Here is a 21,428-nt window from a genome sequence, read left to right on the forward strand (position 1 = left end):
ATAAACATGCATTTATATTATTAATTATTCAATATGGGGTGACACAAGCATGAAAGGTTATTTAAATTTAGAAGATGGAGCCTCTTTTGAAGGAGATCTGACAGGAGAAGCTGGCATTACAGGTGAAGTGGTCTTTTTTACAGGGATGACAGGTTATCAGGAGGTGCTCACAGATCCTTCTTATAAAGGACAAATCATTGTCTTCACATATCCGCTCATCGGAAATTACGGCATCAATCATGAAGACTTTGAGAGCAAAAAACCACAAGTGAAGGCGGTCGTTGTCTATGAGGCAGCTGACCATTTTTCTCATCACCTTGCAGCCGTAAGCTTAAAAGATTATTTACAGAAGTGGAACATTCCGCTTCTTACACATACAGATACTCGCGCAGTCGTGCAGAACATTCGAGCAAATGGAACGATGAATGCAGTGCTTAGTTTAGACGAAAATGAAACGCCTCCTGCAATGAAGCAAGACAATGTGATTGAGCAGGTCACAGAAGATGAAGTATACACACAAGGAAGCGGCGAGGAACATGTAGCGCTCATTGATTTTGGCTTTAAAAAATCTATTGCGGACTCACTCGAAGCGCGCGGCTGTAAAGTCACAGTGATTCCGTACAAACAAATGGAAAAGGTATTTGATATCAAGCCAGATGCGATCCTTTTGTCAAATGGACCTGGAGATCCAAAAACAATGAAGCCATATTTAAAAACCATTCATGACATCATGATGACCTTCCCGACACTAGGCATTTGCTTAGGTCATCAATTAATTGCTCTTGCGCTTGGCGGGGATACGTATAAGCTTCCTTTTGGCCACCGCGGGGCGAATCATCCTGTACAAGATACAGAATCAAAACGTGTCTTTATGACAAGCCAAAATCATAGCTATGTGGTCAATGAAAAAAGCATGAATGACAAAGAAGTGGACGTCAAATTCCTCCACGTGAATGACGGATCTGTTGAAGGATTCATTCATAAAGAGAAGCTGATTATGTCCGTTCAATTTCATCCAGAAGCACATCCAGGCCCTGCAGAAAGTGAATGGGTATTCGATGATTTTATTGAGAAAGTGAAACAAGCAAGGAGAGAAGTCGCACATGCCTAAAGATCAAAGCATACAAACCATTCTAGTCATCGGGTCCGGTCCAATCATCATTGGTCAGGCAGCAGAATTTGATTACTCAGGAACACAAGGTTGTATGGCCTTAAAAGAAGAAGGCTACAACGTCATCTTAGTGAATAACAACCCAGCAACCATTATGACAGACGAGTCATTTGCTGATGAAATTTATTTTGAACCGCTTTCAGTTGATTCAGTGACAAGAATCATTGAAAAAGAGAAACCAGATGGTCTTTTAGCCAATCTTGGCGGACAGACGGCTTTAAACCTTGCTGTCGAGCTGGAAAAAGCCGGTGTGCTGAAAAAGCATGGGGTAAAACTGCTCGGAACGTCAGTTGAAACAATTGAAAACGGTGAAGATCGTGAGAAATTCCGTGCTCTCATGAAGCATTTGAATGAACCTGTACCAGAAAGTGAAATTGTAGATAATGCGAAAGACGCCCTTCAATTTGCAAAAGAAGTGGGCTTTCCTGTCATTCTTCGACCAGCCTACACACTTGGTGGTAAAGGGGGAGGCATCGCTTTAACTGAAGAGGCTTTTAAACCGCTGATTGAAGGTGCTCTTCTAGCGAGTCCGATTCATCAGTGCTTAGTTGAAAAAAGCATTGCTGGCTTTAAAGAAGTCGAGTATGAGGTCATGAGAGATCGTCAAAATACGTGTATCACTGTATGTAACATGGAAAATATCGATCCAGTTGGTGTGCATACAGGTGACTCGATTGTCGTTGCACCGTCACAGACATTAACGGATCAGGATTATCAAATGCTCCGTTCAGCGAGCTTAAAAATTATTTCAGCGCTTGATGTCGTTGGCGGCTGTAATATCCAGTTCGCTCTTGATCCACTCAGCAAAGAATATTTTGTCATTGAGGTCAACCCTCGGGTCAGCCGGTCTTCTGCTCTCGCATCGAAAGCAACAGGCTATCCGATTGCCAAAATGGCGGCAAAACTTGCGGTCGGTTATACACTAGATGAATTGAAAAATCCGCTTACAGGAACAACGTATGCTAGCTTTGAGCCGGCACTCGATTATGTCGTGGTGAAATTCCCGCGTTGGCCGTTCGATAAATTTAAACAGGCAGACCGGAAATTAGGCACAAAAATGAAGGCGACTGGTGAAGTCATGGCGATTGACCGTAATTTAGAATCTGCCATTCAAAAAGCCGTCGCATCACTTGAAATCAAAACAAAGGGCTTCCACTTGCCTGAACTGAAAGAACATTCGACTGAACAGTTATTTGAATTAATCAAAACACCGGACGATCGCCGTTTCTTCGCTGTCATGGAGCTGCTTTCCAGACAAGAAACCGTTGAAACGATTCATGAAACGACGAAGATTGATCTGTTTTTCTTACATGTCTTCAAGAATATGATCACACTCGAACAAGAATTGAAGAATCATCAGGGGACGCTATCCAAAGACACCTTAAAAAAGGTGAAAGAAAAAGGTTTCCTTGATGAAACAATCGCTTCTCTGACGGATCGCAGTGAACAAGATATCAGACAGCTTCGTCAAGAGTATGGCATTGCCGCTTCATTTAAAATTGTCGATACATGTGCGGCTGAATTCGATGCAAAAACGAATTACTTCTATTCTACGTACTTTGGCAAAAGTGATGGAGAGCATCAAGAGAAAACAAAGCAGCGTGCACTCATCATTGGATCTGGTCCGATTCGAATTGGGCAAGGGGTCGAGTTTGATTATAGTGCCGTTCACGGCGTTCTTACTTTACAAAAGCTTGGATTTGAAACCATCATGATGAACAATAATCCAGAAACGGTTAGTACCGATTATGAGATTGCAGATCGTTTATACTTTGAGCCGATCACGTTAGAACATATTTTAAACGTAGTTGAAGCGGAGCAAATTGATTTTGTCATCGTTCAATTTGGCGGGCAGACAGCAATCAATGTGGCGGAAGGATTAGAAAAAGCCGGCGTTACCTTGTTAGGCACGTCCTTTGACACACTAGATGCATTAGAAGATCGCGATTTATTCTATCAGCTTCTTGATGAACTGAATCTTCCTCATGCAAAAGGAGATACAGCACATTCAAAAGAAGAAGCACTGGGGCATGCTGCAAGCATCGGGTACCCTGTTCTTATTCGTCCATCATATGTCATTGGTGGAATGGGCATGATCGTTGTTCATACAGAAGCTCAATTGGCAGAACTACTTGATCAGCCAGATCATTTACCTTATCCGATCTTAATTGATGAGTATGTCACTGGAAAAGAAGTGGAAGTGGATCTTATTTCAGACGGACAAACGACATTCATTCCAACCATTGTTGAGCATATTGAAAAAGCGGGCGTACACTCAGGTGACAGCTTTGCCATCTTACCAAGTGTCTCTATTAGTGAAGACATCAAACAACAGGTGTATAACGCTTCTGAACAAATCGCAAAGAAATTAGCTTTTAAAGGCATTATGAATATTCAATTTGTGATAAAAGGGAACCAGACGCTCGTATTAGAGGTGAATCCTCGGGCAAGCCGGACTGTTCCAGTTGTAAGTAAAGTCATGGGTGTTGACATGATCCCAATGGCGACTCAGCTGTTAGCTGGTGCAACGCTTGAAGAATTGAAACCGGCAACGAAGAATAAGGGGGGCACAGCTGTTAAATTCCCAGTCTTCTCCTCACATGCCATTCAAGATATCGATTTAAAGCTCACACCTGAAATGAAGGCGACGGGTGAAGGAATGTGTGTAGGAAAGAACGTCGAAAGCGCCTTGAAAAAAGTGTTTGCACCGATCTGGAAACAGAAAGGAAGCCTCTTTATACAAGGCAGTGAATTATTCGTAGATGAAGCAAAAAGAGCAGGCTTTGACGTCTGGACTGGCAGCTTTGAATCGTGGCTGCAACAAGACGATAAATCGCTTCACATTCATTTAGGTGATGATGAAGAGGCAAAAGAACAGCGTGTAAAAGCACTCACACATGGTGTTCAAGTTCTAACCGAATATGAAACGGCGCAAGCGTTCCTGCAAGGAAAAGATGGAGATGTATCACCAGTATCTCTCCACGAATTATATAAAAAGGAAGTGACGGCATGAGCCAAGTCGACGTGCAACCGGCATTATACGGAAAAGACTTTTTATCGTTAAAAGACTTTTCGATCAATGACATTGCGTACTTAATTGAAAAAGCAGAAGAAATGAAACAACATCCATATCAAGATTTATTCAAAGGAAAAACATTAGCGATGATCTTTGAAAAATCTTCAACTAGAACCCGTGTCTCGTTTGAAGCGGGCATGACGCAGCTAGGCGGACATGCGCTCTTCCTCAGCTCAAATGATCTGCAAATTGGCAGAGGAGAAACGATTGGTGATACAGCGCAGGTGCTGTCTGGGTATGTAGATGGCATTATGATTCGAACCTTTGAACATGAGAAGGTAGAAGAACTTGCAAAATACGCCTCTATTCCAGTGATCAACGGACTAACGGACTACTCTCATCCATGTCAGGCACTGGCTGATTTACTGACGATTAAAGAAGCAAAAGGCACACTAAAAGGTGTGAAAGTGGCGTACATCGGTGATGGGAATAATGTGGCTCATTCCTTAATGGTCGGCTGCGCGCAGTTAGGCTGTGACATTGCCGTTGCATCACCAAAAGGCTATGAACCTCTTCAAGAGGTGACAGACACTGCTCAGGCGTTTGCAAAACAATCAGGCGCAGAAGTCATCGTCACAACAGATCCAGTAGCTGCTGTTCAGGATGCAGATGTCATTTATTCAGACGTATTTACAAGCATGGGACAGGAAGCTGAAACAGAGAAACGTCTAGCTGAATTTAAAGAATATCAAGTCAATGAGGAACTCATGCAACATGCAGCAACAGATTATATCTTCCTTCATTGTCTGCCGGCACATCGCGGAGAAGAAGTGACGGCTGATATCATTGATGGACCACATTCTAAAGTATTCCAGCAAGCAGAAAATCGCCTGCATGTGCAAAAAGCGTTAATCAAAGAGCTCATGTATCAACAACCTAAATAAATCACAAGTGTCCCTGTCTCGACTGAGCAGGGACTTTTTACATATTGGATTGGAGAGGCAATGGACGGGACATAATAACATCAATCGAGAAAGGAGGATGGAAATGGGTCAACAGCATCAGTTTAAATCTGGTAATAAGGCACCTAATAATGGTGTTTATATCGAAATCGGTGAGACCGGTAGTATGGTGAAAGATCCTTTAAAGATAAAGCTTAAAGCAGGAGACGTCTTTCCGGATAACTCGAACCATAACCGCGTATGGACTTACCAAAGGAAGCCGTAAGCAATTGACTAAGAGTCCATATGAATAAGTCTTTAGAGGCATGTGTCATGCCTCTTTTTTCTTTATAATAAAAAACAATTAAGTTCCAATTTTCAAATAAATAGTATGAAAAAAAGAAAGATTAAGGTAAAATATGTAAAAATAGTATAAGGTTGAAAGGATTTGTGTGATGGAAAAGATGAATCTCAGTGAAAGTGTTTGGAATAAACGCTTCACCTCATTGTTCATATCAAGACTCATAAAAAATACAGGAGAAAGTTTTGCTTTTACATCCGTTCTTTGGTTATTGATTTTAAGAGGGGATGGAGCGCTCGGTACCGGACTTCTTCTAGCAGTGACAGTTCTTCCTTCATCATTGTTGGCCCCAATACTAGGACCTCTTATGAAAAGACATCATTTATCTAAATGGATGTTTGCTTCAGATGTCATTCGAGCAACCATTGTACTCATTATTCCACTACTGCATTTTTCGCACATATTGCCTCTATGGTTATTGATCTCATTAATGGTTATTCAATCGGCAACAGGTGCAGCATATAACCCGGCTTCTGTGGCCATCCTGCCGCAGATTGTTCCAAAGCATCTCATTCAAAAAGCAAATGCGATCCTGCAATCATCTTTTGAAATTGTCGCACTTGCTGCGGTGATGGTCGCTGGTCTTTTGGTCAAATTAATTGGCCCTGCAGATACGCTCCTAATCACCACTGCTTTATTTATCATATCGGGCTTGTTCATTATTGGCGTTAAACTCCAAAAGTCAGATGCAGAAAAAGCAGCAGACATTAAACAAGCAAAGAATACATATCTGTATAACTTAAAAAGAGGCTTTCTAGTCGTTAAAAATCATCATATTTTATTTGCACTGACCCTTTATTGTATTTTAATGAATGTCGCCGCAGCTCCGTGGCAGGCATTATCCGCTGTATATGTAGCAGAAGCGCTGCAAAGTGATTCAATGGTGTATTCCATTTTAAGAGGTGTCGCTGCAGTCGGTGCGTTTATGATGGGCTTTGCACTGGCGAAGGTGAAAATCAAAAGATTCGGCTTGTTCTTTATTGTCGCAGGCATGATTGAAGGTGCGGCATTCTTTATCACTGGAATGAGTACATGGCTTCCAGTCGTTCTTCTAGCTTCCTTTATTTTTGGTGCAGCCGTCAGTGCGATCAATGTCCCAGAGATGGTCATTATTCAAACGTCTGTTGACCAAGAAGATCAGCCGCAAGTATATGCCGTGATCAATGCGTCATCAAATGTCTTTCTCCCGCTTGCAGCCGTCATATCGGGCGTCCTGGCAGAACGCTTTGGAGCAGGACCTGTCATTGCGGGGGGTGGTGTGCTTGAGATTTTATCAGGCATCGCGATCTTCCTGTTCACAGGGCTTGCGAAAAGCCATTTGTCAGCAGACAAACAGAAGTCCGAAACGGTTGAAGTGTAACTCAAAAACCCCCTGTAATTGACGGCAGGGGGTTTTAGCGTGCGCTCTCAACTTCTAGTCATCATTCTGAAAAAAAGAAAAAGAGCTAATCTCAAATCATTAGCTCTTTTCCAGCAATATTAAGAATGTTCTGTTGAACTTTCTGTTTCTTTCATTGGACTTACTTCAGCAAAGATGAATAAAATAACCGTAAACACTATGGCAAGAATGGAAGTTAACGTAAAATCATAAGCAGCTCCATTCATAGATGCAACGATGTAACCAGCCATATGTGTCAGCAGAAAAGTCCAAATGAGGGTGATAATGTAATGCATTATTCCACCGTCCTTTATGTAACAATCTATTGACTATCATACCATAGATACGAGTTCAGAGAAAAGACTGTTTTCCGCCTTTATGTGACCATTTTGAGACCTTCTACTATAAAAATAAAAAGAATTCTTCTGTCTTTAGGGGATTTCCTTATTCCTACAAGAGTTGTTGTTCATATCATAGAAAGCAGAATCACTGAAAGGAGGCTGGCCATATGGGTGTAAGCGAACGTTTTTTCCAGCTTGGTTCCCAGTGGAACGTCATTCACCTTCCTCAAAAACCAAATGGCTTTGGCATTCTAATCCTCGGTGACCGAAATCACTTTGTGCAGGAAAATACATCATTCTGGCTTCAGCATTACGGAAGAAACCAGCTATTAACTGCTTTAAAGGATGAAGGATATACATTGTTTAATAGTCATCTTCATGGGAATCACTGGGGATGTGAAGATGCTGTTTTTAGTGCGAAACAGCTTGTTCATCACACATTAAAACAAGAAATATTAAACCGGGAAATTCATGTGCTGGCAGAGGGAATGGGCGCACTTGTCGCCATGAGTCTTGCCGAAGAAATGCCAGAAGTGCTAAGGTCTATAGCCATGATGAATCCATGTTTACACCTGCAAGCACAAAGAGAAAGAGAAAAGGAACACAAATTCTTCTACAAACAGTTCATGAAAGAACTCGCACAGAGCTATGGGTGCTCTGCAAAGGAAGCAGAAACGTATCCACTTCCTTCTTGCCCCGTTCATTCAGCTCATGTACCGATTCATATATGGCAGAGACTAAACGGCGCACCGTATGCCTATGAACTACATGCAAAGCCTTTTATTGATCAACATATGATGAATCCAGACCATTGTCAGATGGACCTTACCTTGCATATGTTTGATCATCCAAGAAGAATCTTTCAGTCCATTCACAAGTTTTATAAATCGCATGAAAGAGAATTGTAATGAATAGGATGATAACAGCCCTTCATGGAAAGGGCTCTTCTTTTTATTCGATATGCTAAAAAAGGGGACATGAACATGGAAACTGGACTGATCATAGGTGCAGATGAATTTTTTGGACTGACACTTTGTGAATATATGATGAAAGAGGGCATACAAGTGGATATCACATATCCTAAGGAGCAGTCAGAGGAGCAAAAAATGTTATTAGAAGAGCGGATGATGTGGCTTGGCCGCAATGATCTTGTCCGCGTTATTGATGGTCAAGATAGGAAAGAGGCATATGACCTGATCTTTTTTCAATCAGATGATTCAATGAACAGAGAGACAGACCTCGAAGCGAAGCATGGCATATACCGCTTGTTTTACGAAGAACCCGAAAGCCATTCGCATGAACAAAGTGTTTCGGCTGTTATCCTTCCACGCATGTTTGGTCCGTGGACACTCCATGAAGAGAGACGAATAAAGGATGATCACGCATTTTTTGTAGAAGATGTCGCAAAGGAGCTTTTAAAGTGGGCACGGACTGATCAAAGGCAGGAAATGATCCATCAATTGAAGGTAGAAAGACAAACAGGTGACAAACAAGCAGAAGAAATCATAGCAGAATGGAAAAGACAAAACTCAACATTTTTCGACAAAAAGCAAGAATGATCTTCCATCTTATCTTTTTTCAGTATAAAATAAACCTATATTTAACATACAGGTTCATGCCTGCGTGTTGCAAAGGGAGTTGAACATGGCATGAAGTACCAGCGGCTTGTCATGATCTTTTCGTTCCTTCTTCTTATGCTATCTGCCTGCTCGCAGGCGCCGTTAAAAGGACATATTGAGAAGGTGGGTTTACTCGTCCCCGATACGATTAATGATCAAGTTTGGGGAACGAAAGGTTATAAAGGCTTATTAAATATCCAATCAACATTTGGTGTAGATGTTTATTATAAGGAAGGGATGGTCGACAAGGAGAAAATCGTTGATGCCATTGAAGAATTTCATAAAAAAGGAGTCAATTTAATTATTGGCCATGGCAATGAATACAGCGAAATTTTCAACTTGATCAGTGAAGATTATCCGAAAACACAATTTATCACGGTCAATGGAGGCAAGCCTCAAGCTGATAATGTCACAAACGTCACGTTTAAAGGAGAAGCAATGGGCTTTTTCGGAGGCATGACAGCAGCACATATGTCCAAAACAAAAAAGATTGGTATTCTGGCTACATATGATTGGCAAAGTGAAGTAGACGGTTTTATCAAAGGTGCAAAATATCAGGACGAACATGTGCAAGTCCTAGCGGAATTTGTCGAAAACTGGGATGATGCTGACAAAGCGGTGAACCTCTATCAAAAATTGAAAAAACAAGGTGTAGATGTTGTGTATCCAGCAGGTGATGGTTATAATATCCCTGTCATTGAACAAATCAAAACCGACAATTTATCTGCGATCGGATATGTCACTGATCAATCCAACCTTGGAAGCCATACGGTGTTAACTAGCACTGTACAGCATGTCGATAAAGCGTACAGTATCATTGCGAAGAAGTTTAATGAAGGCAAGCTAAACGAACAAGGTGAGTACTCCTTTGACTTTAAAGAAGGAGTGATCGAAATGGGGAAATTTAGCTCAACCATAGACCGCGCTTTTGTGAAAGACATTGAGAAGGATATTGCGAATTACAAAAAAACAGGCAAATTGCCAAATGAAAAGTGAGGACGTTGAACATGCAGCACGAAAAATCGATGGAGTTTTTACAAATTGCGATGAAGTATTTTCCACAAGCAAAAGAAGAATTAGATAAAGCAGGGATTCAGCTTGATCCACAAGCACTTCAGCCGCTTCTCTCTTTGTTTACATCTGTCATGCAAGAGGCATATGAGCTTGGAAAAGCAGATGCAGCATCAGAAAAAGCCACAGAATAGTGGCTTTTTTTTATGATAATTTTTTCTTGAAGGCACTAATCATAGGGCCGACATCTTTAAACACAGGCTTCAGCTCATCGATGGAGTTCATAATGTTTCCAATTTGATTCATGACATGCATGTAGTCAATGGAGTCATCACTTGAAGAAGTCTCTGCACGCTCCTCCTTTTTTTCTGTCTTGCTTTTCTCCTTTTCAAGTGGCTGACCAAACATCATTGCTGAGAAAATATCCTTTTGCGCCATATCACATGTTCCTTTCTACTATTGGTATATCATTAATCTATGAAAAAAGTGAGAGGAAAGGTTAGACGTTTGTATTGCCAAGGAGAAAAAAATAAGGTAAAATTAGTACCAGATACTAATATAAGATCACAATATCACATGCTCGTATGAGTAAAAGGAGTCTTATTCAATGAATGCTGGAATTATTGGCCTTGGCCGCTATATACCTGAAAAAGTATTAACAAATCGTGATTTAGAAAAAATGGTTGAAACTTCTGACGAGTGGATTCGTACTAGAACAGGTATAGAAGAAAGAAGAATTGCATCTGATGATGTCAATACATCTCATATGGCACTTGCTGCTGCAAAAAAAGCATTAGCTGACGCAGATGTGGCTGCAGAAGATATTGATATGATTCTTGTAGCGACAGTTACGCCAGATCAAGCATTTCCGACAGTCGCTTGTATGATTCAAGAGCAGCTCGGTGCACATAAAGCATGTGCAATGGATATTAGCGCTGCCTGCGCTGGCTTTATGTATGGGCTTGTTACTGGAAAACAATTTATCGAATCTGGCACTTATAAACATGTGCTTGTCGTTGGTGTAGAAAAGCTTTCTCGCATTACCGACTGGGATGACCGCAACACAGCTGTTTTGTTTGGAGATGGAGCAGGTGCTGCTGTACTAGGAACAGTCAGCGAAGGCAAGGGAATTCTATCATTTGAGCTTGGAGCCGATGGAAGAGGCGGGAAGCACTTGTACTTAGATGAAAAAGATCATACAATCATGAATGGAAGAGAAGTATTTAAATTTGCTGTGAGACAAATGGGCGAGTCAAGCGTAAATGTGATTGAAAAAGCTGGACTATCAAAAGAAGACGTAGACTTCTTGATTCCGCATCAAGCAAACATTCGCATTATGGAAGCAGCACGCGAACGCTTAGAGCTGCCAGTTGAAAAAATGTCGAAAACAGTCCATAAATATGGAAACACATCAGCAGCATCCATTCCAATTTCACTATGTGAAGAAATCGAAGCCGGAAAAATTCATGACGGCGATGTGATTGTAATGGTTGGTTTTGGTGGAGGATTAACGTGGGGCGCAATCGCTATGCGATGGGGCCGATAAAAGAGTGGGGTGCACAAATTAATGGATAAGAAACGAGTAGTTGTTACAGGATTAGGTGCTTTGACACCTCTTGGCAACGATGTAGAGACAACATGGAAAAATGCTGTAGCAGGTGTATCAGGTGTTGGCCCGATCACACGTGTTGATTCAAGTGAATATACAGCAAAAGTAGCAGCAGAACTAAAAGATTTTAACATCGAAGATTACATGGAGAAAAAAGAAGCGAGAAAGATGGCACGCTTCACACAATATGCAGTCGTTGCTGCTCAAAAGGCTTTAGAAGATTCACGCCTCGAAATTACAGATGAAAACGCACCTCGTGTTGGGGTATGGGTTGGATCTGGTATTGGCGGACTTGAAACATTCGAAGAGCAATTCGAAGTGTATTCAAATAAAGGAGCAAGACGCGTAAGCCCGTTCTTCGTTCCAATGATGATTCCAGATATGGCGACAGGTCAAATTTCGATTGCACTTGGCGCAAAAGGGGTTAACTCTTGTACAGTGACAGCATGTGCGACAGGAACAAACTCCATTGGTGATGCCTTTAAAGTGATTCAGCGCGGAGATGCAGATGCGATGATTACAGGTGGAACAGAAGCACCATTAACGAAAATGTCGTTTGCTGGTTTCTGTGCAAACAAAGCCCTTTCGACAAATCCTGATCCAGATACAGCAAGTCGTCCATTTGATAAAAACCGTGACGGATTTGTTATGGGTGAGGGAGCGGGAATTGTTGTTCTTGAAGAATTAGAGCATGCGTTAAAACGTGGTGCGACCATTTATGCAGAAATCGTTGGCTACGGTTCAACTGGAGATGCATACCATATCACAGCACCTGCTCCAAACGGAGAAGGCGGCGTACGTGCAATGAAAGAAGCAATTCGTGATGCAGGTTTAACAGTGGAAGAAATTGATTATATCAATGCCCACGGAACAAGCACACCGTATAATGATAAGTTTGAAACAATGGCGATTAAAGAAGTGTTTGGAGAGCATGCGAATCAGCTTGCGATCAGTTCGACAAAATCAATGACAGGTCATTTACTTGGTGCAGCAGGCGGAGTAGAAGCGATTTTCTCTGTTCTGGCGATTAAAGACAGTGTCATTCCGCCAACGATTAACCTTGAAACACCAGATGAAGAATGTGATCTTGATTATGTAGCAAATGAAGCACGTTCAAAAGAAGTACAAGTTGCTTTGAGCAACTCACTTGGTTTTGGCGGGCACAATGCGACTATTATCTTCAAAAAATACGAAGCGTAATATGTCTTAAGAAGGCGGCGATCTATAAACAGATCGCCGCCTTTTTGCATATGATGAAAATGGAGGTGTTCAGCGGTATGGGTCTGATCAATACACAATATCTCATCCAACAATCATCATCATTTCAGGAGCTGGCGGCACGTTTTGTCCCTTATTTTAAAGGAGCGGAGAAAAAAGAAGGATCATCTATTCTCGCCCATTTACAACATCACGGAATGGTGCGATCATGGAACGCCTGCCAGGAAATGATCGACAAGCTCAAAGAAAAAGGGTATTTCAAGCTTGTGATGAAAGAATACAAAGCGCTGCAAAAAAAGTGGGGAGGTCCTGATGTCCCCGTCTTTATTTTGCCTGTTAATGAGAGCAGCAAAGAGATCAGAGAACAATTTTACTTTCAATCAGGCATGGCATTTGATGACAAAATCTTTCTTTTTTTATCCCCGCATACACCGAAGGAGCGAATCGGTACGTTGCTGACGCATGAATATCATCATGTATGCAGGTTGCATTTTCTCACGAAAGAAGAAAAAGATTTTACATTCCTTGATACAATCATGATGGAGGGGCTCGCTGAATATGCTGTGTATCATAGATATGGAGAAAGCTATACAGCAAAGTGGACGACTTTATATGACGAATCGCAGCTGCAGCGCATGTACAAGAAATGGGTATCCAGTCACCTTTATCAGAAAGTGCAGGACGACGAAAGGCTGATACAGAATCTCCTTTATGGAAAGGGGAACTACCCCAAAATGCTTGGCTATGCCACTGGATTTTATATCGTGAAAAAGTATTTCGATGAGTACCGAATCAGCGAGGAGTCTATGATTGCGGAGCCAGCGGAAACGTTTTTAAAGGCGATAGAATCATAAAGACAAACATTCACAAAAAAAGTGACATATTACAATTTTACTAAATACTTCTTGATTTCGTCATGCTGATGTAATAATATACAAATATAAATTTTGATAATTCTTTTTATTCTAAAAAGACAGAATTTTTTGATTCGGTTCATTTAATCTATGGAGAAAGGGGCGAATGCATGAGCACACTGCTTGAAGTGCAAAACTTAAAAACCTATTTTTTTCGAAAAAAGGAACCAATACCTGCTGTTGATGGCGTTGATTTTAGTATCAAAAAAGGGGAAACAGTCGCATTAGTCGGTGAGTCTGGGTCTGGTAAAAGTATTACGTCTTTATCCATCATGGGTCTGATTAATGGGACTGGTGGGAAGATTATGGATGGTTCCATTAAGCTTGATGGAAAAGACCTTGTTACATATAGTGAAAAGGAATTGTGCAATATTCGCGGTAATGATGTATCCATGATCTTTCAGGAACCCATGACCTCACTTAATCCCGTCTTAACCATCGGGGAACAAATAACAGAAATCCTCATTTACCACAAAAAACTTTCAAAAAAAGAAGCGACCAAAAAAGCGATTGATTTGCTAAAGCTTGTAGGCTTTTCAAGGCCAGAACAAATCATCAAAGATTACCCGCACCGTTTATCCGGCGGTATGCGTCAACGAGTCATGATCGCCATTGCGCTAAGCTGTGATCCGAAGCTCCTCATTGCGGATGAGCCGACTACTGCTCTCGATGTGACCATACAAGCCCAGGTGCTGACCTTAATGAAAGATTTATGTTCGACCTTTGGTACATCTATACTTCTCATTACGCATGATTTAGGTGTTGTGTCGGAAGTAGCAGACCGCGTCATTGTCATGTACTGCGGACAGGTTGTTGAAAATGGAACCGTTGAAGAGTTGTTTGATCAGCCGCTTCACCCATACACAGAAGGACTGCTTGAATCCATTCCAGTCATTGACGGAGACATTCAGCCATTAACGGCGATAAAAGGAAATGTCCCTGCGCCAGATCAGCTTCCGGCAGGATGCCGTTTTGCGCCTAGATGCCCTAAAGTAATGGAACGCTGCATAGGTGAATTGCCCAAACTGACAACCTTTGAAAATGGTAGAAGCGTCAGGTGTTTCTTATATGAGGAGGCAAGCCAAACATGACACTTGCTGAAAATCAACCATACATGACAGATCGATCTGAGAAAGAAACCATCCTGGAATTAAAAAATATACGAAAACACTTTCCAATTAAAGCTGGGGTGCTGCAAAAGAAAGTAGGAGCAGTCAAAGCGGTTGACGGCATCGACTTAAACATTTATAAAGGCGAAACGTTAGGCATCGTTGGAGAGTCTGGATGCGGTAAATCCACATTAGGACGGACGATGATTCGTTTATATGAACCAACAGAAGGACAAATTCTATTTAAAGGGCAAGATATCTCTCATGTATCAGAATCAAAACTAAGACAATCAACAAGGAAAAACATCCAAATGGTCTTTCAAGATCCCTTTGCATCACTCAACCCTAGAAAAACACTTCGAAGTATCATCAAAGAACCCTACAAAACACATCACTTATATTCCTTAAAAGAAAGAAATGAAAAAGTAGAACAGCTTTTATCCAAAGTCGGCCTTCACCCAAGTTTTGCGAATCGATACCCGCACGAATTCTCCGGCGGACAAAGGCAGCGGATCGGTATCGCTCGTGCACTTGCCATGAATCCTGAAATGATCATAGCAGATGAGCCTGTTTCAGCGCTTGACGTCTCCATTCAGGCGCAGGTCATCAATTTGATGGAAGAGCTTCAAGAAGAGTTTGACCTCACCTATCTCTTTATCTCTCACGATCTCAGTGTGGTACGTCACATTAGTGATCGAGTGGGCGTCATGTATCTTGGGAAAATGATGGAACTTGCGGATAAGCATAGCCTGTACGATGATCCGCTTCATCCGTATACACAGGCGCTTTTATCTTCCGTTCCAGTCACCCGTAAAAAAGGTCAGATGAAAAGGGAACGGATTATGCTGCAAGGGGATTTACCAAGCCCTGCAAATCCACCAAAAGGCTGTGTGTTTCATACAAGATGCCCGCACGCGAAAGAAGTCTGTAAAGAAAAAGTACCACAATTTCAAGAATTAAAAACGAACCACTTTGTGGCCTGCCACCTCTACGACGCTTGATCACGCTTGTATGATCTCATCTTTGAGAGGGGGGATAAAACGGGCTTCTGTCATCATTTTTTAAAAAAAGATAGGGGGAATTGTCTATGAAAGATAAAAAGAGAAAGTCCATTTTGGTCAGTTTGCTGCTGATCTTTACATTGATCCTTGCTGCTTGTTCTGGTGGAAATAAAACGTCTGGAGACAGTGAAAAGAAATCCACAGGTAAACCTGTACAAGGCGGCGATCTTGTCATTGGTTCGATTGCAGAGCCTACATTATTTAACTCACTTTACTCAACAGACGTGGCAAGTTCTGATATTGAAGAAAGAATCTATAGCTTTTTACTACAAACAGATGGAAAGCTAAACCCACAGCTGGCGTTGGCAGAAGATATTAAAGAATCCGATGACGGCAAACAGTTTGATGTGACCATTAGAAAAGGCGTGAAGTTTCATGATGGAGAAGAACTGACTGCTGATGATGTTGTGTTTACATACAGCATTCCGATTAATAAGGATTACAATGGTGAGCGTGGATCAGGCTTTGAAGTATTAGAGTCTGTCAAAAAAACAGGGGACTATTCGGTCGAATTTAAGCTGAATAAAAAAGATCCATATTTTTATAATGTCACGCTAGGAAGCTATGGGATTTTACCAAAGCATATTTTAGGTGATGTCCCTATAAAGGATCTTGGCGAAAATGAATTTAACCGAAAAAATCCAATCGGCTCCGGTCCATTTAAATTTGCCGAGTGGAAAGAAGGAGACTATGTCAAACTCGAAGCATTTGATGACTATTGGGATGGACGGCCATACCTTGATACAGTCACCATTAAAACGATTCCTGATCAAAATGCAGCCATGGCCCAGCTATCCGCAGGTGATATTGATTTCTTTGCAGTGCCTGGAGCAGAACTGCAAACAGCCGAAAAAGTTAGTAACATCAAAATTGAATCTGATCTAGGGCTAAATTATTCATATATTGGCTGGAATCAGAAAAACGAACTGTTCAAAAGTAAAAAAGTCCGTCAAGCTCTTACCCATGCCATTGATCGTCAAACGATTGTCGATCAAGTGTTAAATGGAGACGGGAAAGTAGCCAACATCCCAGAAAGCCCGCTGTCATGGAACTACCCTAAAAATGAAAATGTCCCAGTATTTGAATTTGATCAAGAAAAAGCGAAAAAGATGCTGAAAGAAGAAGGCTGGGAGGATACAGACGGAGATGGTTATCTTGATAAGGACGGTAAGAAGTTCTCCTTCGTCTTGAAGACGAACCAAGGAAACAAAGTCCGTGAAGATATTGCTGTCGTTGTCCAGCAGCAGCTCAAAGAAATTGGCATTGAAGCAAAACCGCAAATTGTAGAATTTAGTGCATTAATCGAACAAACAACCCCGCCAAAATGGGATTATGATGCCTTATTACTCGGCTGGAGCTTAGCGACATTCCCTGATCAATACAGCATTTTCCATTCAAGTCAGTCTGAAAAAGGCTTAAATAACATTTGGTATAAAAATGAAGAAGTCGATAAACTGCTAGTTGATGCCAAAAACTTGAGTGATCGTAAAGAGTATTCAAAGGCGTATGAAAAAATTTATGAGCTGATTGCAGAAGACCAGCCGTATACGTTCCTTTATTATGCCAACTCACATCGCGCGATGCCATCTAATCTACAAGGCTACTCTTACCACCCGAAAGATGAATATTACAAAATCGAAAAATGGTGGATTGAACAGTAGTCTGCTAGTGAAGAAGGGGAGGGGTCTCCCCTTTTTTCATCATAGTATGGCCATCCGATGAAAAAGGAGTTGTGCACATGGTTACATATATCATTAGAAGGACACTTCTTTCCATCCCAATTTTGTTTGGTATTACGATTTTGTCCTTTGCGATTATGAAAGCAGCACCAGGCGATCCGATGTCACTCATGATGGACCCGACCATTAGTGCCGCAGATCGGGAAGCCTTTATTGATAAGTACGGCTTGAACGATCCTGAATATGTGCAATATATGAAATGGCTCGGTAATATGCTTCAAGGTGACTTTGGCACATCCATTGTAAAAAAAGGAACGCCCGTGTCGGATTTGATTTTTGCCCGGCTGCCAAATACCCTCATCCTCATGATCTTTTCTACATTAGTTGCCCTGATCATTGCCATCCCATTTGGTGTTCTTTCAGCAAAACGTCCGTATACAAAACTTGACTATGGTATTACGGTTACATCATTTATCGGACTGGCTATTCCGAATTTCTGGTTTGGTTTGATCCTGATTATGGTGTTATCAGTGAATTTAGGATGGTTTCCGACCGGGGGTGTCTCTACCTTAAATGCAGATTTTAATCTATTTGACCGGCTTCATCATATTATTTTACCGGCCTTTGTTTTAGCAACGGCTGATATGGCCGGCCTTACACGTTATACAAGGTCAAGTATGCTCGATGTGATGCGGCAGGATTACATTCGCACGGCGCGAGCGAAAGGCTTTAGAGAGAACAAAGTCATCTTCAAACATGGATTGAGAAACGGTCTGATGCCTGTTATTACGATCTTTGGACTCATGATTCCATCCTTTATTGGCGGCGCAGTCGTGGTGGAACAAATCTTCACATGGCCAGGGCTTGGGAAACTGTTTATCGATTCTGCTTTTTCAAGAGATTATCCCGTCATTATGGCGATGACTGTTATCTCTGCTGTGCTCGTGGTCGTTGGAAACTTAATAGCGGATATTCTCTATGCGATCGTTGATCCGCGTATTGAATATTAGAAGGGAGCTGAAGCACAATTGGCACAACCTAATATGGGAACACCTCCAGTTGATCTCAAATTAAAAGAAGGCCTTCCGCCAAAACCAGAGACGATGCTTCGTTTATTTTGCGAGAAATTTTTCAAAAATAAATTGGCGGTTGCCGGCTCCGCTATTTTATTGGTCATTATCTTTTCCGCTATTTTCGCCCCGGTGATCGCACCTTACGCACCGGAACAGCAAGACTTGTTGAAACGGCTACAGCCTCCAAGTGCAGAGCATTTTATGGGAACCGACAAGTTTGGTCGAGATATTTTTTCAAGGGTGCTATACGGAGCGAGGGTGTCTCTATTAGTTGGCTTTGTCTCAGTAGTCGGAGCCATCACCATTGGTACCGTCATTGGGGCGGTAGCGGGATACTTTAAAGGCTTTGTTGATTCTGTGCTCATGAGAATGGTGGATGTCGTATTGTCTATTCCAGATATTTTTCTCTTGATCACGCTAGTGACAATTTTTAAACCGGGTATTGATAAATTGATTTTAATCTTTGCGCTGACTGGCTGGACAACAACCGCCAGGCTGATCCGCAGTGAATTCTTGTCACTTCGCACAAGAGAATTCGTACTCGCAGCAAGAACGATCGGAACGAAAAACCATGTCATCATCTTTTCGCATATTTTACCGAACTGTATCGGCCCTATCATTGTGTCTGCTACATTGAAAGTCGGTTCTGTTATTTTAGCTGAGTCGACACTTAGCTATCTAGGGTTCGGCATCCAGCCTCCAACGGCGAGCTGGGGAAACATGCTTCAAGATGCACAAAATTTCTCCATAATGGTGCAAGCATGGTGGTATCCACTGTTCCCAGGCTTACTGATTCTACTTACCGTTTTATGCTTTAACTTCTTAGGTGATGGACTGAGAGATGCCCTTGATCCTAAAAAGCTAAAATAAGGTTCTGCTTATAGAAGATCGTGAAAGGACTCTGCGAGACGTTCTCCTTTTCCCAGGAAATAAAGCCGTCCTTCCGTCAGGGCGAAGTTTTAATAAAGTTGGAATAATTTCTCTATCCCTTGCCCATACTGTGGACAACAGTTTTTAAAAAGTGAGGGATTGGTTATGTTATTTCTTCATGACGTATGGGTGAATTGGTTTGAAGGGGAAGAGAATGGCTATAATGTGTGCCATTTTCATGAGTGGCGCAAGGAGGACAGCGTGGAGCTGTTAGATCAAGTACCTTTACTCAAGGTGCAGAGTCCTTTGTTTGATTACATAGAGAATGATCTATCAGAGCTGCCAAAGACGCTGCTAGAGACTGTATTTGAGAAATCATATATTCGAAAAAATCATGAACGCCGTAAATTAGAGTATTGCTTTGTGGTCACGGACGGGATTAGAATCATCGCTGTGGATACGATTGGTTATTCCATCCCTGTGAGAAAGAGCCGATTGATTCCAAGACAGGAGCAATTGGTGTATGAAATGGTGAAAGATGTGAAGGCAGAGGAGTATGAATTTACGACAGACAGCCTTGAATCGACGAAAGAATATCACATCCTATCATTACCACCGCAGCATATCAGCGGATTAACGAGAAAAGAAAGACAGCTGAAGCAGCTGATGTTTATGGCGCTAGATCAACTAAAGGGGCTTCAAAACCGAGCAGAAATTGCCTATTGGTATACAGAATGGAATCCGCGTATGTACAACCAGATCAAACGAATGTCTTTCGAGGAAATTTGGAACATGCTTTATAACGAAACCATTGATGGATGGTCAGAAAACCATTTAGCCTTTTGTGAAAAAATGATTAAAGGACAGCCATTTTTTGAAAAACTTTGGGAAATGGAAAACGAATCAAAAGTGAATTAGAAAAAGCTTGCAGCTGAATATGCTGCAAGCTTGTTTTATTTGCGTTTTCGGCCAAGACCCATTGCATTCTCCATTTTTTTCAGCATTTTGTTTGCCGCACGGTTTGCCTTTTCAGCACCCTCATCTAAAATGCGGTCAAGCTCATCTGACTCAATGAGTTCATAATAGCGATCTTGAATCGGTCTTAAAGCATCCACGACCACGTTCGCAAGATCTCCCTTAAATTCACCATAACCTTTGCCTTCGTATTTTTGTTCAAGCTCTGCAATCGATACGTTCCCTAATACAGAATAAATCGTCAGCAAGTTGGCAATTCCAGGTTTGTTTTCTTTGTCATATTTGACGATGCCTTCTGAATCAGTCACAGCACTTTTGATTTTCTTTTCAAGCTGTTTTGGCTCATCTAATAAGGTAATGAAAGATTTTTGGTTCGGATCAGATTTGCTCATCTTTTTCGTTGGGTCTGTTAAAGACATAATCCGAGCGCCTTCTTTTGGGATTTTGACTTCAGGTACAGTAAAGATGTCGTTATACTTTCGGTTAAAGCGTTCAGCAAGCGTTCTCGTTAATTCAAGATGCTGCTTTTGATCTTCTCCTACAGGAACTAAGTCCGTACCGTATAACAAAATATCGCCAGCCATTAATGGCGGATACGTTAATAGTCCTGAAACGACTGCTTCCTTACCAGCAGATTTGTCCTTAAATTGAGTCATTCTTTCTAATTCCCCAATATAAGCGACACATTGCAGCATCCATCCTGCCTGGGCGTGGGCAGGTACCTCTGATTGGATAAACAATGTTGCCTTCTCAGGATCAAGTCCCACTGCCAAATAAAGAGCGGCTAAGCTTCTAATATTTTGTCGAAGGGCTAAACGATCCTGACTCACCGTAATGGCATGCTGATCGACCACACAAAAGTAGCCGTTGTAATCATGCTGAAGATCGACAAATTGTTTCATCGCTCCAATGTAGTTCCCCAATGTCACAGAACCGCTAGGCTGTATGCCTGAGAAAATCGTCTTTTTTGTCATACTAAAACCTCTTTTCTTCAATATAAAAAGGCCCACCCATCACTTTTCAACAGAAAAGGGACGAATGAACCGTGGTACCACCCTTGTTATTTCAATACGAAATCACTC

21 protein-coding genes and 1 other annotated feature (1 of these 22 running past the window's edge) are annotated in these 21,428 nt (G+C 41.6%); of the genes, 18 read left to right on the forward strand and 3 right to left on the reverse strand.

Annotated features, from left to right (window positions below; all coding sequences use genetic code 11):
* Window positions 1-49: 49 nt before the first annotated feature.
* The 5 genes from NST24_RS05650 (at window position 50) to NST24_RS05670 (ending at window position 6,849) form a co-directional block, all read left to right on the forward strand.
* Complete coding sequence (locus NST24_RS05650) at window positions 50-1,111, forward strand: carbamoyl phosphate synthase small subunit (RefSeq protein WP_060780960.1); 1,062 nt, start codon at window positions 50-52, stop codon at window positions 1,109-1,111.
* Window positions 1,104-4,184, forward strand: coding sequence for a carbamoyl phosphate synthase large subunit (locus NST24_RS05655; protein ID WP_342462432.1), 3,081 nt, complete (start codon window positions 1,104-1,106; stop codon window positions 4,182-4,184). The genes NST24_RS05650 and NST24_RS05655 overlap by 8 nt, the downstream gene beginning before the upstream one ends.
* Window positions 4,181-5,131, forward strand: a complete 951-nt coding sequence (gene argF, locus NST24_RS05660; protein ID WP_342462433.1) for an ornithine carbamoyltransferase — start codon at window positions 4,181-4,183, stop codon at window positions 5,129-5,131. Before NST24_RS05655 ends, argF begins: the two co-directional genes overlap by 4 nt.
* A 103-nt stretch (window positions 5,132-5,234) precedes the next feature.
* On the forward strand, window positions 5,235-5,414 hold the full coding sequence (locus tag NST24_RS05665) for a YjzC family protein (protein WP_008348517.1): 180 nt from the start codon (window positions 5,235-5,237) through the stop codon (window positions 5,412-5,414).
* A gap of 169 nt (window positions 5,415-5,583) precedes the next feature.
* Window positions 5,584-6,849: an MFS transporter gene (locus NST24_RS05670; protein WP_007499050.1), complete on the forward strand. Its 1,266-nt coding sequence runs from the start codon at window positions 5,584-5,586 to the stop codon at window positions 6,847-6,849.
* A gap of 119 nt (window positions 6,850-6,968) precedes the next feature.
* On the opposite strand, the gene NST24_RS05675 is transcribed toward NST24_RS05670, so the two are convergent.
* Window positions 6,969-7,163 carry a YjzD family protein gene (locus NST24_RS05675; RefSeq protein WP_008348514.1) on the reverse strand — a complete coding sequence of 65 codons (195 nt, stop codon included), beginning with the start codon at window positions 7,161-7,163 and terminating at the stop codon, window positions 6,969-6,971.
* Between the two features lie 212 nt (window positions 7,164-7,375).
* Between NST24_RS05675 and NST24_RS05680 the strand changes: the two genes are divergently transcribed.
* From NST24_RS05680 to NST24_RS05695, 4 genes are all read left to right on the forward strand, one after another.
* Window positions 7,376-8,116, forward strand: a complete 741-nt coding sequence (locus tag NST24_RS05680; protein WP_007499048.1) for a hypothetical protein — start codon at window positions 7,376-7,378, stop codon at window positions 8,114-8,116.
* 75 nt (window positions 8,117-8,191) lie between these two features.
* On the forward strand, window positions 8,192-8,767 hold the full coding sequence (locus NST24_RS05685) for a hypothetical protein (protein ID WP_039167361.1): 576 nt from the start codon (window positions 8,192-8,194) through the stop codon (window positions 8,765-8,767).
* A 90-nt stretch (window positions 8,768-8,857) separates the two neighbouring features.
* Complete coding sequence (locus NST24_RS05690; RefSeq protein ID WP_017360174.1) at window positions 8,858-9,823, forward strand: BMP family ABC transporter substrate-binding protein; 966 nt, start codon at window positions 8,858-8,860, stop codon at window positions 9,821-9,823.
* Between the two features lie 11 nt (window positions 9,824-9,834).
* Window positions 9,835-10,032 carry a ComZ family protein gene (locus tag NST24_RS05695; RefSeq protein WP_008348507.1) on the forward strand — a complete coding sequence of 66 codons (198 nt, stop codon included), beginning with the start codon at window positions 9,835-9,837 and terminating at the stop codon, window positions 10,030-10,032.
* Window positions 10,033-10,042: 10 nt separating this feature from the next.
* Here the strand turns inward: NST24_RS05695 and NST24_RS05700 are convergent, their stop codons facing one another.
* Entirely contained in the window at window positions 10,043-10,276 is a 234-nt protein-coding gene (locus NST24_RS05700) for a hypothetical protein (RefSeq protein WP_008348506.1), read from the reverse strand.
* Between the two features lie 169 nt (window positions 10,277-10,445).
* On the opposite strand from NST24_RS05700, the gene NST24_RS05705 reads away from it, so the two are divergent.
* From NST24_RS05705 to NST24_RS05745, 9 genes are all read left to right on the forward strand, one after another.
* Window positions 10,446-11,384, forward strand: coding sequence for a beta-ketoacyl-ACP synthase III (locus tag NST24_RS05705; protein ID WP_024720058.1), 939 nt, complete (start codon window positions 10,446-10,448; stop codon window positions 11,382-11,384).
* 21 nt (window positions 11,385-11,405) lie between these two features.
* Complete coding sequence (gene fabF, locus NST24_RS05710; protein ID WP_008348501.1) at window positions 11,406-12,647, forward strand: beta-ketoacyl-ACP synthase II; 1,242 nt, start codon at window positions 11,406-11,408, stop codon at window positions 12,645-12,647.
* A 77-nt stretch (window positions 12,648-12,724) separates the two neighbouring features.
* Entirely contained in the window at window positions 12,725-13,519 is a 795-nt protein-coding gene (locus NST24_RS05715) for a DUF2268 domain-containing protein (RefSeq protein ID WP_342462434.1), read from the forward strand.
* Window positions 13,520-13,689: 170 nt separating this feature from the next.
* Window positions 13,690-14,670 (forward strand): ABC transporter ATP-binding protein, encoded by a 981-nt coding sequence (locus tag NST24_RS05720; protein WP_035392443.1) that lies wholly within the window; start codon window positions 13,690-13,692, stop codon window positions 14,668-14,670.
* 23 nt (window positions 14,671-14,693) lie between these two features.
* Window positions 14,694-15,689, forward strand: coding sequence for a dipeptide ABC transporter ATP-binding protein (locus tag NST24_RS05725; RefSeq protein WP_024720061.1), 996 nt, complete (start codon window positions 14,694-14,696; stop codon window positions 15,687-15,689).
* A gap of 86 nt (window positions 15,690-15,775) precedes the next feature.
* Window positions 15,776-17,410 carry a peptide-binding protein gene (locus NST24_RS05730; protein ID WP_041093116.1) on the forward strand — a complete coding sequence of 545 codons (1,635 nt, stop codon included), beginning with the start codon at window positions 15,776-15,778 and terminating at the stop codon, window positions 17,408-17,410.
* Between the two features lie 77 nt (window positions 17,411-17,487).
* Window positions 17,488-18,438, forward strand: coding sequence for an ABC transporter permease (locus NST24_RS05735; protein WP_008348492.1), 951 nt, complete (start codon window positions 17,488-17,490; stop codon window positions 18,436-18,438).
* Window positions 18,439-18,471: 33 nt separating this feature from the next.
* Window positions 18,472-19,371 carry an oligopeptide ABC transporter permease gene (opp4C, locus tag NST24_RS05740; protein ID WP_008348491.1) on the forward strand — a complete coding sequence of 300 codons (900 nt, stop codon included), beginning with the start codon at window positions 18,472-18,474 and terminating at the stop codon, window positions 19,369-19,371.
* A gap of 165 nt (window positions 19,372-19,536) precedes the next feature.
* Complete coding sequence (locus NST24_RS05745; RefSeq protein ID WP_017367012.1) at window positions 19,537-20,289, forward strand: YjbA family protein; 753 nt, start codon at window positions 19,537-19,539, stop codon at window positions 20,287-20,289.
* A gap of 35 nt (window positions 20,290-20,324) precedes the next feature.
* On the opposite strand, the gene trpS is transcribed toward NST24_RS05745, so the two are convergent.
* Window positions 20,325-21,320, reverse strand: a complete 996-nt coding sequence (trpS, locus tag NST24_RS05750) for a tryptophan--tRNA ligase (protein WP_268356302.1) — start codon at window positions 21,318-21,320, stop codon at window positions 20,325-20,327.
* Between the two features lie 53 nt (window positions 21,321-21,373).
* Window positions 21,374-21,428: a binding site (T-box leader), on the reverse strand (it continues 164 nt past the right edge of the window).

Origin of the sequence: Bacillus sp. FSL R5-0286, from assembly GCF_038593245.1 — a bacterium.
GTDB classification, from domain to species: Bacteria; Bacillota; Bacilli; order Bacillales; family Bacillaceae; genus Bacillus; species Bacillus altitudinis.

What these genes read in the sequence shown, in the direction of transcription:
- NST24_RS05675 (WP_008348514.1), bottom strand. Translation starts at nt 7,163, where the DNA reads ATGCATTACATTATCACCCTCATTTGGACTTTTCTGCTGACACATATG.
- opp4C (WP_008348491.1), top strand. Translation starts at nt 18,472, where the DNA reads ATGGGAACACCTCCAGTTGATCTCAAATTAAAAGAAGGCCTTCCGCCA.
- NST24_RS05655 (WP_342462432.1), top strand. Translation starts at nt 1,104, where the DNA reads ATGCCTAAAGATCAAAGCATACAAACCATTCTAGTCATCGGGTCCGGT.
- NST24_RS05690 (WP_017360174.1), top strand. Translation starts at nt 8,858, where the DNA reads ATGAAGTACCAGCGGCTTGTCATGATCTTTTCGTTCCTTCTTCTTATG.
- NST24_RS05735 (WP_008348492.1), top strand. Translation starts at nt 17,488, where the DNA reads ATGGTTACATATATCATTAGAAGGACACTTCTTTCCATCCCAATTTTG.
- NST24_RS05745 (WP_017367012.1), top strand. Translation starts at nt 19,537, where the DNA reads ATGTTATTTCTTCATGACGTATGGGTGAATTGGTTTGAAGGGGAAGAG.
- fabF (WP_008348501.1), top strand. Translation starts at nt 11,406, where the DNA reads ATGGATAAGAAACGAGTAGTTGTTACAGGATTAGGTGCTTTGACACCT.
- NST24_RS05705 (WP_024720058.1), top strand. Translation starts at nt 10,446, where the DNA reads ATGAATGCTGGAATTATTGGCCTTGGCCGCTATATACCTGAAAAAGTA.
- NST24_RS05720 (WP_035392443.1), top strand. Translation starts at nt 13,690, where the DNA reads ATGAGCACACTGCTTGAAGTGCAAAACTTAAAAACCTATTTTTTTCGA.
- NST24_RS05695 (WP_008348507.1), top strand. Translation starts at nt 9,835, where the DNA reads ATGCAGCACGAAAAATCGATGGAGTTTTTACAAATTGCGATGAAGTAT.
- NST24_RS05730 (WP_041093116.1), top strand. Translation starts at nt 15,776, where the DNA reads ATGAAAGATAAAAAGAGAAAGTCCATTTTGGTCAGTTTGCTGCTGATC.
- NST24_RS05725 (WP_024720061.1), top strand. Translation starts at nt 14,694, where the DNA reads ATGACAGATCGATCTGAGAAAGAAACCATCCTGGAATTAAAAAATATA.
- argF (WP_342462433.1), top strand. Translation starts at nt 4,181, where the DNA reads ATGAGCCAAGTCGACGTGCAACCGGCATTATACGGAAAAGACTTTTTA.
- trpS (WP_268356302.1), bottom strand. Translation starts at nt 21,320, where the DNA reads ATGACAAAAAAGACGATTTTCTCAGGCATACAGCCTAGCGGTTCTGTG.
- NST24_RS05680 (WP_007499048.1), top strand. Translation starts at nt 7,376, where the DNA reads ATGGGTGTAAGCGAACGTTTTTTCCAGCTTGGTTCCCAGTGGAACGTC.
- NST24_RS05685 (WP_039167361.1), top strand. Translation starts at nt 8,192, where the DNA reads ATGGAAACTGGACTGATCATAGGTGCAGATGAATTTTTTGGACTGACA.
- NST24_RS05650 (WP_060780960.1), top strand. Translation starts at nt 50, where the DNA reads ATGAAAGGTTATTTAAATTTAGAAGATGGAGCCTCTTTTGAAGGAGAT.
- NST24_RS05715 (WP_342462434.1), top strand. Translation starts at nt 12,725, where the DNA reads ATGGGTCTGATCAATACACAATATCTCATCCAACAATCATCATCATTT.
- NST24_RS05670 (WP_007499050.1), top strand. Translation starts at nt 5,584, where the DNA reads ATGGAAAAGATGAATCTCAGTGAAAGTGTTTGGAATAAACGCTTCACC.
- NST24_RS05665 (WP_008348517.1), top strand. Translation starts at nt 5,235, where the DNA reads ATGGGTCAACAGCATCAGTTTAAATCTGGTAATAAGGCACCTAATAAT.
- NST24_RS05700 (WP_008348506.1), bottom strand. Translation starts at nt 10,276, where the DNA reads ATGGCGCAAAAGGATATTTTCTCAGCAATGATGTTTGGTCAGCCACTT.